The sequence below is a fragment of the Pseudomonas sp. 3B-A001-10F genome, from assembly GCF_056313565.1.
Map to the genome: position 1 here is coordinate 35,253 of NZ_JBQYFW010000010.1, position 12,841 is coordinate 48,093.

Annotated in this window: 10 protein-coding genes; all 10 read left to right on the forward strand. The window is 58.3% G+C overall.

The genetic code is table 11. The annotated features are described in order from the left end of the window. The first annotated feature begins 13 nt into the window (after positions 1 to 13). The 10 genes from AC0ZWN_RS11940 (at position 14) to AC0ZWN_RS11985 (ending at position 12,820) form a co-directional block, all read left to right on the forward strand. Positions 14 to 2,812 carry an LPS-assembly protein LptD gene (locus tag AC0ZWN_RS11940; protein WP_476335165.1) on the forward strand — a complete coding sequence of 933 codons (2,799 nt, stop codon included), beginning with the start codon at positions 14 to 16 and terminating at the stop codon, positions 2,810 to 2,812. Beyond that, a complete protein-coding gene (gene surA, locus AC0ZWN_RS11945) occupies positions 2,787 to 4,109 on the forward strand; it encodes a peptidylprolyl isomerase SurA (protein WP_476335167.1) in 1,323 nt (440 codons plus the stop codon). Before AC0ZWN_RS11940 ends, surA begins: the two co-directional genes overlap by 26 nt. Continuing rightward, positions 4,106 to 5,095, forward strand: a complete 990-nt coding sequence (gene pdxA, locus AC0ZWN_RS11950; RefSeq protein ID WP_476335168.1) for a 4-hydroxythreonine-4-phosphate dehydrogenase PdxA — start codon at positions 4,106 to 4,108, stop codon at positions 5,093 to 5,095. Before surA ends, pdxA begins: the two co-directional genes overlap by 4 nt. After that, complete coding sequence (gene rsmA, locus AC0ZWN_RS11955; protein WP_095122616.1) at positions 5,092 to 5,910, forward strand: 16S rRNA (adenine(1518)-N(6)/adenine(1519)-N(6))-dimethyltransferase RsmA; 819 nt, start codon at positions 5,092 to 5,094, stop codon at positions 5,908 to 5,910. The genes pdxA and rsmA overlap by 4 nt, the downstream gene beginning before the upstream one ends. Before the next feature lie 113 nt (positions 5,911 to 6,023). Next, positions 6,024 to 6,404: a Co2+/Mg2+ efflux protein ApaG gene (apaG, locus tag AC0ZWN_RS11960; RefSeq protein ID WP_476335169.1), complete on the forward strand. Its 381-nt coding sequence runs from the start codon at positions 6,024 to 6,026 to the stop codon at positions 6,402 to 6,404. Further along, positions 6,404 to 7,285, forward strand: a complete 882-nt coding sequence (locus tag AC0ZWN_RS11965) for a symmetrical bis(5'-nucleosyl)-tetraphosphatase (protein WP_476335170.1) — start codon at positions 6,404 to 6,406, stop codon at positions 7,283 to 7,285. Before apaG ends, AC0ZWN_RS11965 begins: the two co-directional genes overlap by 1 nt. Before the next feature lie 33 nt (positions 7,286 to 7,318). Then, positions 7,319 to 7,648: a thiosulfate sulfurtransferase GlpE gene (gene glpE / locus AC0ZWN_RS11970; protein WP_016983139.1), complete on the forward strand. Its 330-nt coding sequence runs from the start codon at positions 7,319 to 7,321 to the stop codon at positions 7,646 to 7,648. A 297-nt stretch (positions 7,649 to 7,945) separates the two neighbouring features. After that, the gene (locus AC0ZWN_RS11975) at positions 7,946 to 9,868 is read left to right on the forward strand and encodes a PrkA family serine protein kinase (RefSeq protein ID WP_007910115.1); all 1,923 of its coding nucleotides are present in this window, start codon (positions 7,946 to 7,948) and stop codon (positions 9,866 to 9,868) included. Positions 9,869 to 9,989: 121 nt separating this feature from the next. Next, positions 9,990 to 11,261, forward strand: a complete 1,272-nt coding sequence (locus AC0ZWN_RS11980) for a YeaH/YhbH family protein (RefSeq protein WP_007910114.1) — start codon at positions 9,990 to 9,992, stop codon at positions 11,259 to 11,261. Further along, positions 11,258 to 12,820 (forward strand): SpoVR family protein, encoded by a 1,563-nt coding sequence (locus tag AC0ZWN_RS11985; RefSeq protein ID WP_476335172.1) that lies wholly within the window; start codon positions 11,258 to 11,260, stop codon positions 12,818 to 12,820. The genes AC0ZWN_RS11980 and AC0ZWN_RS11985 overlap by 4 nt, the downstream gene beginning before the upstream one ends. Positions 12,821 to 12,841: the final 21 nt, after the last annotated feature.

Consider the following 12,841-nt stretch of genomic DNA (forward strand, 5'->3'; position numbering starts at 1 on the left):
CCGGACTAATAAGATGGCATTGAAATCCCCCGCGTTTCGTAAAAAATTTCCGTTGTTGGTAACCGGCAGTCTGCTGGCTATGCAACCTCTGGCCAGTCAATTCGTTGTTGCCGCCGAGCAGTATGACTGCTCCGTCTCGGCTTCGGGTGGTTGGGCCTGTGCGCCCAAATCAACCGCTGCTGCGTTGCCGCCGCGTCCAGTGCATGACGGCAGTGCCGTCAGCGCTACCGGCGAAGCAGCGACCGAGAACGGTTCGGCTGCCGACACAGCGCCTAAAACGGCGCTGGTCACCGAAGCCAAGGGCCGCGGTTTGAAATCCCGTAGCGAAGACTTCAGTCACCTCGACTGGGTTCCGCGCGAGAAGCTCACCGCCGCCCAATTGGCCGAGACCGGGCCTTACTGCTCTGGTGCCTATATCGAACCGATTCGTCCTGGCATGAATGACAAGACGAACAAAAGCGATGCTCCGACCTTTATCGGCGCAAAAGCCTCGCGCTATAACACCGATGATCAAGTCGGTACGCTGGCCGGTGATGTTGTCCTGCGTCAGGGCAGCATGCAGGTCGAATCCGACGAGGCCAGCCTGTATCAGGCCGAGAGCCGCGCCGAACTCAATGGCGATGTACGTATCCGCGACAACGGCGCGCTGATCGTCGGCGACCACGCCGATGTGCAGCTCGACACCGGTGAAGCCAAAGTCGACAACGCCGAATACGTGATGCACAAATCGCGTATCCGCGGCAACGCGCTGTACGCCAAGCGTGCCGAAAACGCGATCATCCGTTTGAAGGACGGCACGTACACCACGTGCGAACCGAACAGCAATGCCTGGCAGCTCAAGGGCAACAACATCACCTTGAACCCGGCCACCGGTTTCGGTACCGCGACCAACGTGACGCTGCGCGTAAAAGACATTCCGATTCTGTACACGCCGTACATCTACTTCCCGATCGACGACCGTCGCCAGTCGGGCTTCCTGCCGCCGACCATTGGCAGCGGCAGCGATACCGGCTTCATGCTGGTCACGCCTTACTACTTCAACCTGGCGCCGAACTATGACGCCACGTTGTATCCGCGTTACATGAGCAAGCGCGGCATGTTGGTGGAAGGCGAATTCCGTTACCTGACCAAGTCGAGTGAAGGTCAGTTTGGTGCGGCGTATCTGAACGATGACGATACCGAGCGCAGCAAGCAGACCGACTACGAAAAAAACCGCTATATGTACAACTGGCAGCACAAGGGCGGTTTCGACTCCCGTGTGTTCACGCAGGTTGACTACACGAAGATCAGCGATCCGTACTACTTCCAGGATCTGCAGACCGATCAGATTGGCGTGAAGTCCAGCGACTTCGTCAATCAGCAAGGTCTGGTGTCTTACCGTGGTGATTCGTATACCGCCACGCTGAACGCTCAGCAGTATCAGCTCGCAACCGTTTCGAACATCACACCGTACGGCCGTTTGCCGCAGATCACCTTCAACGGTCAGCTGCCGTATCACCCGGAAGGCCTGAACTTCGATTACGAGACCGAGCTGGTACGGTTTGATCGTGATTTGAAAACCGGGAATTTCATCGATGAAGACGGTAATTCGTCCCCGCGTCTGGATACCAACGTTGCGGGCCTGGCACGCGCCAATGGCGATCGACTGAACCTGAAACCAGGCGTCAGCCTGCCGATGAACTGGACCTATGGCTTCCTGAAGCCGTCGCTCAAGTACCAGTACACCCAGTACCAACTGGACCTGGACGGAACCGGCAAATCGCAGATCGACGCACTGTCGGCGGAAAACCAGAAGCTCTACGGCAAGTTCGACAGCAACCAGAACCGTGGCGTACCGATCGCGAGTATCGACAGCGGCCTGTACTTTGACCGCAACACATCGTTTTTTGGCAAGAACTACCGCCAGACGCTGGAGCCTCGCCTGTTCTATCTCTATGTACCCGAGAAAGACCAGTCGGATATTCCGGTATTTGACACCAGCGAATACACCTTCAACTACTCGTCGCTTTTCCGTGACAACCGTTTCTCCGGCTCCGACCGTGTCGGTGACGAGAACAAGCTGTCGCTGGGCGTGACCAGCCGCTGGATCGAAGACAACGGTTTCGAACGTCAGCGCATCAGCGTCGGCCAGGCCTTGTACTTCAAGGATCGTGAAGTCCAACTGCCAGGCATCGATGCGAAAACCCGCGCAGACTCCAAGTCCAATGTGTCGCCGTATGCGCTGGAATACGAATATCGCTGGAACCGTGACTGGCGCACCACTGCCGATTACAACTGGGATCCGGACACCCGCAGCCCGCGCTCCGGCAGCGCGATGTTCCACTACCAGCCAGAAGACAACCCGAACAAGGTTATCAACGCCGGTTATCGCTATCGTAACGACCAGATTCGTTACGACCAGAACACCGGTCAGTGGTCGGTGGGCGGCGGTGACTATGGCACCCCGGGGCAGCCTGGCTACGTGAAGGACTACTACAAGATCCAGCAGCATGACTTCTCGGTCATCTGGCCGATCGTTCCACAGTGGAACGCGATCAGCCGCTGGCAGTATGACTACAACCGTAACCGTACCCTGGAAGCCTTCGGTGGTTTCGAGTACGACAACTGCTGCTGGAAACTGCGCCTGATCAACCGTTACTGGGTTTCCTATGACGAGTTCAGCCAGGAAGCTCCGCAAAACGAAAAAGGCGACCATGGCGTCTTCCTCCAAATTGTTCTGAAGGGACTCGGCGGCCTCACTGGCGCCAAGGTAGAGAGCTTCCTCGACAAAGGCATTCAAGGTTATCGTGAACGTGAAGACCAAGCTTTCTGATTGTCTGCGCCCGCTGATGCTGGGCGCGCTGTTCCTGGGTACTGCGGCGAACGCCGCAGTTCAATCCATCGACAAAGTGGTAGCGATCGTCGACAACGATGTGGTCATGCAGAGCCAACTGGACCAGCGCGTCCACGAAGTGCAGCAGACCATCGCCAAGCGTGGTGGCGGCCTGCCGCCTCCTGGCGTACTGGATCAACAGGTGCTTGAGCGCCTGATCGTCGAAAACCTGCAACTGCAGATCGGCGAACGCTCCGGCATCCGCATCACCGATGAAGAACTGAACCAGGCGGTCGGCACCATTGCCCAGCGCAACAACATGTCGGTTGAGCAGTTCCGTGCTGCTCTGGCTCGCGACGGCCTGAACTATGACGACGCCCGCGATCAGATCAAACGCGAAATGATCATCAGCCGCGTGCGTCAGCGTCGCGTGGCAGAACGCATTCAGGTCTCCGAGCAGGAAGTGAAGAACTTCCTCGCTTCCGACCTGGGCAAGATGCAACTGTCCGAAGAGCTGCACCTGGCCAACATCCTGATCCCGACGCCGGAAAGCGCCAACTCTGAAGCGATCCAGAGCGCTTACCGTCAGGCCATGGACGTTTACCAGCAACTCAAGCAAGGCGCGGACTTCGGCCAGATGGCCGTGGCCAAGTCCGGCAGCGACAACGCGCTGGAAGGCGGCGACATGGGCTGGCGTAAAGCCGCGCAACTGCCACCGCCGTTCGACCGCGAGTTGAGCAGTATGGCTGTTGGCGACATCACGCAACCTGCACGCACGCCGGGTGGTTTCATCATCCTCAAGCTGCTGGCAAAACGTGGTGGTGAAGCGCAGATGCGTGACGAAGTGCATGTTCGCCACATTCTGGTGAAGCCAAGCCCGATTCGCGACGAAGCCAAGACCAAAGCCCTGGTGCAATCGCTGTATGAGCGCATCCTGGCCGGTGAAGATTTCGCTACTCTGGCGAAAAGCTACTCCGAAGACCCGGGTTCTGCTCTCAACGGCGGCGACCTGAACTGGATCGACCCAAACGCACTGGTACCGGAATTCCGCGAAGTGATGGCCAAGACCCCACAAGGTCAGCTGTCCAAGCCATTCCAGACTCAATATGGCTGGCACGTTCTGGAAGTCCTTGGCCGTCGCGCCACTGACAGCACTGAACAGGCCCGCGAGCAGCAAGCCATGACCGTACTGCGTAACCGCAAATACGACGAAGAGCTGCAAACCTGGCTGCGTCAGATCCGTGACGAAGCGTACGTAGAGATCAAACTCCCTGGTGCAGACCAGGCAGCGCAGTGAAACCCAAGCGTTTCGCGCTGACACCCGGCGAACCAGCCGGCATCGGTCCCGACCTGTGCCTGCTGCTCGCCTCGCAAGCCCAGCCACATCCCCTGATTGCCATCACCAGCCGCGACTTGCTCCTTGAGCGGGCCGCGCAGCTGGGGCTGGCCGTCACTTTGCTGGATGTTGCGCCTGATCACTGGCCGGACGCTCCGGCGCCCGCAGGCAGCCTGTATGTCTGGGATACGCCGCTCAGCGCCCCCGTGGTTGCCGGGCAACTGGACAAAGCCAACGCCGCATTCGTCCTCGAGACCTTGACCCGCGCCGGCAATGGCTGCCTCAACGGCGACTTCGCCGGGATGATCACCGCCCCTGTGCACAAGGGCGTGATCAACGAGTCAGGTATCGCCTTTTCCGGGCACACGGAATTTCTCGCTGACCTGACCCACACCGCCCAAGTGGTGATGATGCTCGCCACCCGCGGTTTGCGCGTGGCACTGGTCACCACTCACCTGCCCCTGCGCGAGATTGCCGACGCAATCACACCCGAACGGCTGGAGCGCGTGACACGGATCCTGCACAGCGACCTGCAACACAAATTCGGCATCGCCCGCCCGCGCATCCTGGTTTGCGGACTCAACCCGCACGCCGGTGAAGGCGGACACCTGGGCCATGAAGAAATCGACATCATTGAACCGACATTAGAGCGCCTGCGCGGCGAGGGCATGGACCTTCGTGGCCCGCTGCCTGCCGACACTCTGTTTACCCCCAAATATCTGGAGCACTGCGACGCAGTGCTGGCGATGTACCACGACCAGGGTTTGCCTGTGCTTAAGTACAAAGGCTTCGGCGCTGCCGTCAACGTGACCCTGGGTCTGCCGATCATCCGCACGTCGGTCGATCACGGCACCGCCCTGGATCTGGCCGGCAGCGGCAAGATCGATACCGGCAGCCTGCAAGTCGCCCTGGAAACCGCCTACCAGATGGCCGAGACCCGTTTATGACCGAGCAATACCAACACAAGGCGCGCAAACGCTTTGGCCAGAACTTCCTGCACGATGCCGGCGTTATCGACCGCATCCTGCGCTCCATCAGCGCCAAGTCTGAAGACCGCCTGCTGGAAATCGGCCCGGGCCAGGGCGCACTGACCGCCGGCCTGCTCAACTCCGGCGCACAACTTGACGTGGTGGAACTGGACAAGGATCTGATCCCGATCCTCAACCAGCAGTTTGCCGGCAAGAGCAATTTCAACCTGCACCAGGGCGATGCGCTGAAGTTCGACTTCAACACACTCAACGCCGCGCCAAACAGCCTGCGTGTGGTTGGCAACCTGCCGTACAACATCTCCACGCCGCTGATTTTTCACCTGCTGAACAATGCCGGCATCATTCGCGACATGCACTTCATGCTGCAAAAAGAAGTGGTTGAGCGTCTGGCCGCAGGTCCTGGCGGTGGTGACTGGGGTCGCCTGTCGATCATGGTTCAGTACCATTGCCGTGTGGAACACCTGTTCAACGTTGGCCCGGGCGCGTTCAACCCGCCGCCGAAGGTCGACTCGGCCATCGTCCGCTTGGTGCCGCACGCCGTACTGCCGCACCCGGCAAAGGATCACAAGCTGCTGGAGCGCGTTGTGCGCGAAGCGTTCAACCAACGCCGCAAGACCTTGCGCAATACTCTCAAGCAACTGCTCAGCAATGCCGAGATTGAAGCCGCCGGCGTCGATGGCAGCTTGCGTCCGGAGCAACTGGATCTGGCCGCGTTCGTACGTCTGGCCGACCAGCTCGCGGTACAAGTCCCGGCCTCCCCCGCCGCCGACTGATAAACGATGAACGCTATCGGGCAGGACGCCACTCTGGTTTACTGCCCGATACTTGCCTAGACTGAATCCCCATCAGCTACGCCCCGCGTTCCGCTTCGTTTAAGGCCTCTTGCATGTCCGATTCCCGTTACCAGGTCGATGTCAGCGTCGTCACCCGCTATCTGGCAGACCAATCGCAACCCGAGCACGACCGCTTCGCCTTCGCCTACACCATCACTGTGCAGAACAATGGCGAGCTACCGGCTCGACTGATGTCGCGGCATTGGGTGATCACTGACGGTGACGGGCATGAAGAGCAAGTCCGCGGCGCCGGCGTCGTTGGCCAGCAACCGTTGATTGACGTCGGCCAAAGCCACACCTACAGCAGCGGCACAGTGATGACCACCAAGGTCGGCACCATGCAGGGCACCTACGAAATGGTCGCCGACGATGGCAAACATTTCGACGCCGTCATCAAGCCGTTCCGCCTCGCCGTGCCCGGGTCTTTGCACTGATGACGACGTATGCCGTCGGCGACCTGCAGGGCTGCCTCGAACCGCTGAAATGCCTGCTCAAGCAAGTGGCGTTCGACCCAAAGCTTGATCGACTGTGGCTGGTCGGTGACCTGGTCAACCGTGGCCCGCAATCACTGGAAACCCTGCGTTTTCTGTATGGCATGCGTGAATCGCTGGTCTGCGTGCTCGGTAACCACGACCTGCATTTGCTGGCAGCGGCTAAAAACATCGAGCGGTTGAAAAAGTCCGACACCCTGCGCGAGATTCTCGATGCCCCAGACAGCGCGGAACTGCTGGAGTGGGTACGCCAACAAAAGCTCATGCACTACGACGAGCAGCGCGATGTCGCCATGGTTCACGCTGGCATACCACCACAATGGTCGCTGAGCCGCGCACTGAAGTGCGCCGCCGAAGTCGAAACGGCCCTGCGAGACGACAACATGCTGCTCGCCTACCTCGACGGCATGTACGGCAACGATCCGGCGAAATGGGACAACGATCTCAAAGGCGTGACTCGCCTGCGCGTCATCACCAACTACTTCACCCGCATGCGCTTCTGCACCGCCGAAGGCAAACTCGACCTCAAGAGCAAGGAAGGCCTCGACACAGCACCCGCCGGATATAAACCGTGGTTTCAGCACAAGGATCGCAAGACCAAAGGCCTGCGCATCATCTTCGGCCACTGGGCGGCACTCGAAGGCAATATCCATGAGCCAGGTATCTCGGCGCTCGACACCGGTTGTGTCTGGGGCGGCAGCCTGACCCTGATGAATGTCGACAGCGGCGAACGGCTGTCGTGCAAATGCGACGAACACGGCGGACTCGCGCCAACTGTCGCACCACTTATCCCCGAAACTTCGCCAGTCAGCGCACCGCGTTAGACTGCGCTTTCAGCCGAGCAACAGGAACCCGCCATGAGCGAATTCAAACGAATCCCCCCGGAACAGGCCCAGGCCCTGCGTGAACAAGGTGCTGTCGTCGTCGACGTGCGCGACCCGGCGACTTTCGCCGCCCTGCACATCAGCGGCTCGAAGCATCTGGACAACCATTCCCTGCACGCTTTCATTCAAGGCGCTGACCTTGATGCGCCGACCGTCGTCGTCTGCTATCACGGCAACTCCAGCCAGGGTGCTGCGGCCTACCTGATCAGCCAAGGCTTCTCCGACGTCTACAGCATGGACGGCGGCTTCGAGCTGTGGCGTACGACTTATCCTGCGGAAACTGCGCAAGGCACCGCCGAATAATTTTTTTGTCACGCGCAGGCCCCGGCTGCCGTGGGCCCGCGCTGGCAGACGAACGGTCTTGCCACAACTAATTACGTATCTCGCCTTTACCTCCCGAATTCCCAACTATCCTTAAGCCCAGGCCATCCAAAACAGGGGAGAGCCGGTACACCGGCGCACGGGTCATCGGGAGTGACTTTCACGATTGTCGATCGTGAAAGTGTTCTGGGGGGTAAACAAACAGCTGCCTAAACGGTTGTTTGCCAGCATCGACTGAGTGATCCGGCGTCGGCTCCACGTATCGAGCGAGGTGACGTCATGAGTATCTTTAGCCACTTCCAACAACGCTTCGAGTCCACACGCCAGGAAGAACTCTCGCTGCAAGAGTACCTGGAGCTGTGCAAAAAAGACCGGAGCGCCTACGTTTCTGCCGCCGAGCGTCTATTACTGGCCATCGGTGAACCGGAACTGCTCGACACCTCGACCAATTCGAGGCTGTCACGCATCTTCTCCAACAAGGTGATCCGTCGCTATCCGGCCTTTGAAGACTTCCACGGGATGGAAGAATGCATCGACCAGATCGTTTCGTATTTCCGCCATGCCGCCCAAGGCCTGGAAGAGAAGAAACAGATCCTTTATCTGCTCGGTCCCGTCGGTGGCGGTAAATCGTCCCTGGCCGAAAAGCTGAAACAGCTGATTGAAAAAGTGCCCTTCTACGCCATCAAGGGCTCGCCAGTATTCGAATCGCCTCTGGGTCTGTTCAACGCCACCGAAGATGGCGCAATCCTCGAGGAAGACTTCGGCATTCCACGGCGCTACCTGAACACCATCATGTCACCTTGGGCGACCAAGCGCTTGGCCGAATTCGGCGGCGACATCAGCCAGTTCCGCGTGGTCAAACTGTACCCGTCGATCCTCAACCAGATCGCCGTAGCCAAGACCGAACCGGGCGACGAGAACAACCAGGACATCTCCGCACTGGTCGGCAAGGTCGACATCCGCAAACTCGAGGAATACCCACAGAACGACGCCGACGCCTACAGCTACTCCGGTGCGCTGTGCCGGGCCAACCAAGGCCTGATGGAATTCGTCGAAATGTTCAAGGCACCCATCAAGGTGCTGCACCCATTGCTGACTGCGACGCAAGAAGGCAACTACAACAGTACCGAAGGCCTCGGCGCGATTCCGTTCACCGGGATCCTGCTCGCCCACTCCAACGAATCGGAATGGCACACTTTCCGCAACAACAAGAACAACGAAGCGTTCATCGACCGGATCTATATCGTCAAAGTGCCGTACTGCCTGCGCGTCAGTGACGAAGTGAAGATCTACGACAAACTGCTGTTCAACAGCTCCCTGGCCAAAGCGCATTGCGCGCCTGACACCCTGAAGATGCTCGCGCAGTTCACTGTGCTGTCGCGCCTCAAGGAGCCGGAAAACTCCAACATCTATTCGAAGATGCGCGTCTACGACGGCGAAAACCTCAAAGACACCGATCCGAAAGCCAAGTCGATCCAGGAATACCGCGACTCGGCAGGCGTCGACGAAGGCATGAACGGTCTGTCGACCCGGTTTGCCTTCAAGATCCTGTCCAAGGTCTTCAACTTCGATCCGCATGAAATCGCTGCCAACCCGGTGCATCTGCTCTATGTGCTGGAACAGCAGATCGAACAGGAACAATTCCAGGCTGAAACCCGCGAGCGCTACCTGCGCTACCTGAAGGAATATCTGGCGCCGCGTTATATCGAATTCATCGGCAAGGAGATCCAGACCGCATACCTCGAGTCTTACAGCGAGTACGGCCAGAACATCTTCGACCGCTACGTGCTGTACGCGGACTTCTGGATTCAGGATCAGGAATACCGCGATCCGGAAACCGGCGAGATTCTCAACCGCGTCGCGCTGAACGAAGAACTGGAGAAAATCGAAAAACCGGCCGGCATCAGCAATCCGAAGGATTTCCGCAACGAGATCGTCAACTTCGTACTACGCGCACGCGCCAACAACAACGGCAAGAACCCGACCTGGCTCAGCTACGAAAAACTGCGGGTGGTCATCGAGAAGAAAATGTTCTCCAACACCGAAGATCTGCTGCCAGTCATCAGCTTCAACGCCAAGGCCAGCAAGGAGGATCAGCAAAAGCACAACGACTTCGTCACTCGAATGGTCGAACGCGGCTACACCGACAAACAGGTACGGCTTCTTTCCGAATGGTACCTACGGGTACGGAAGTCGCAGTGAAGCAGCTGCAAGCTTCTAGCTACGAGCTGCAAGAACAAAGCGCGTAACCCACTGATGCCCGGGAACCTGCTTTTACTTGCAGCTTGAAGCTCACAACTTGAAGCTGCCCGGAGGGCTTCCTATGAGTTATGTGATCGACCGACGTCTCAATGGCAAGAACAAGAGCACGGTGAACCGTCAGCGCTTCCTGCGGCGTTACCGTGACCACATCAAGAAGGCTGTCGAAGAGGCGGTCAGCCGGCGCTCCATTACCGATATGGAGCACGGTGAACAGATCAGTATTCCCGGTCGCGACATCGACGAACCGGTGCTTCACCATGGCCGCGGCGGCAAGCAGACCGTGGTGCATCCGGGCAACAAGGAGTTCACCGCCGGCGAACACATCGCCCGCCCGCCGGGCGGCGGTGGCGGACGCGGCCCGGGCAAGGCCGGCAACTCCGGCGAGGGCATGGACGAATTCGTCTTCCAGATCACTCAGGAAGAATTCCTCGAATTCATGTTCGAAGACCTCGAACTGCCGAACCTGGTCAAACGCAACCTGAGCGGTACCGACACCTTCAAAACCGTGCGGGCCGGGATCAGCAACGAAGGCAACCCGTCGCGCATCAATATCATCCGCACCCTGCGTTCGGCTCATGCGCGACGCATTGCCCTGTCCGGTAGCAGTCGGGCAAAACTGCGCGAAGTCAAAGAAGAACTTGAGCGTCTGAGACGCGAAGAGCCGGACAACTTCGGCGATATTCAGGAACTCGAGGCGGAAATCGAAAAACTCAGCGCGCGCATCCATCGCGTGCCGTTCCTCGATACCTTCGACTTGAAATACAACCTGCTGATCAAACAGCCCAACCCCAGTTCGAAAGCCGTGATGTTCTGCCTGATGGACGTCTCCGGCTCCATGACCCAGGCGACCAAAGACATCGCTAAACGCTTTTTCATCCTGTTGTACCTGTTCCTGAAACGGAACTACGACAAGATCGATGTCGTGTTCATCCGCCACCACACCAGCGCCCGGGAAGTCGACGAAGAGGAGTTTTTCTATTCACGGGAAACCGGCGGCACCATCGTTTCCAGTGCCCTGAAACTGATGCAGGAGATCATGGCCGAGCGTTACCCGAGCAACGAGTGGAATATCTACGCAGCTCAGGCTTCCGACGGCGACAACTGGAATGATGACTCGCCAATCTGCCGCGACATCCTGATCAACCAGATCATGCCGTTTGTGCAGTACTACACTTATGTGGAGATTACCCCACGCGAACATCAGGCCTTGTGGTACGAGTACGAACGCATCGCCGAAGCCTTCTCTGACACTTTTGCCCAGCAGCAACTGGTCTCGGCCGGGGATATCTATCCGGTCTTCCGTGAACTCTTCCAGCGCAGGTTAGTGACATGACCGCCAAAGAGCAGAAGCGCCAACCCATTTCCACCGGCTCCGAATGGACGTTCGAGCTGATCCAGACCTATGACCGCGAAATCGCCCGGATTGCGGCCCGCTATGCGCTGGATACCTACCCCAACCAGATTGAAGTGATCACCGCCGAGCAGATGATGGATGCGTATGCCTCGGTGGGCATGCCACTGGGCTACCACCACTGGTCCTACGGCAAACACTTCCTCAGCACGGAAAAGTCGTACAGCCGTGGGCAGATGGGCCTCGCCTACGAAATCGTGATCAACTCTGACCCGTGCATCGCCTATCTGATGGAGGAAAACACCATCTGCATGCAGGCGCTGGTAGTGGCGCATGCCTGTTACGGGCATAACAGCTTCTTCAAGGGCAATTACCTGTTCCGCACCTGGACCGACGCCAGCTCGATCATCGATTACCTGGTGTTTGCCAAGCAGTACATCATGCAGTGCGAGGAGCGTCACGGCATCGATGCAGTAGAAGACCTGCTCGACTCCTGCCATGCGTTGATGAACTACGGCGTCGACCGCTACAAACGTCCTTACCCGATTTCCGCCGAAGAAGAACGGCGTCGGCAGAAGGATCGTGAAGAGCACATGCAAAAGCAGATCAACGATTTGTGGCGCACCATTCCCAAAGGCGCGGATAAATACAGCGACAAGGACAACGCACGCTTCCCGGCCGAGCCGCAGGAAAACATCCTGTACTTCATCGAAAAACACGCGCCGTTACTGGAACCGTGGCAGCGCGAGATCGTGCGGATCGTGCGCAAGATCGCCCAGTACTTCTACCCGCAACGCCAGACCCAAGTGATGAACGAGGGCTGGGCAACATTCTGGCACTACACGCTGATGAACGACCTGTATGACGAAGGGCTGGTTACCGACGGCTTCATGATGGAATTCCTCACCTCGCACACCAGTGTGGTGTTTCAGCCAGGTTTCGATAGCCCTTACTACAACGGCATCAACCCCTACGCGCTGGGTTTCGCCATGTATCGCGACATCCGGCGCATGTGTGAAGAACCAACCGAAGAGGATCGTCACTGGTTCCCGGAAATTGCCGGGAGCGACTGGCTGTCGACCATCAAATTCGCCATGAGCAGCTTCAAGGATGAGAGTTTCATCCTGCAGTATCTGTCGCCCAAGGTGATCCGTGACCTGAAACTGTTCAGCATCATGGATGACGATCAGAAGGACGACTTGTTGGTGCCTGCGATCCATGACGAACCCGGCTACCGGATCATCCGCGAAACACTGGCCGCGCAATACAACCTCGGCAATCGTGAACCGAACGTGCAGATCTACAGCATCGATCGGCGCGGCGACCGCTCACTGACCTTGCGTCACCAGCAGCATGACCGCAAACCACTGGGTGACTCCACAGACGAGGTGCTTAAACACCTGCATCGCTGGTGGGGCTTCGATATCCATCTGGAAACCCTGCAAGGCGACCAGATCATGAAAACCCACCACGTACCGCCACGCAGTGAACACAGCGAAGGGGATTACGGTCGACTTGACCTTGCCGTCATTCATCTTTGATCCGGTTTCGGCCTCCGAAAG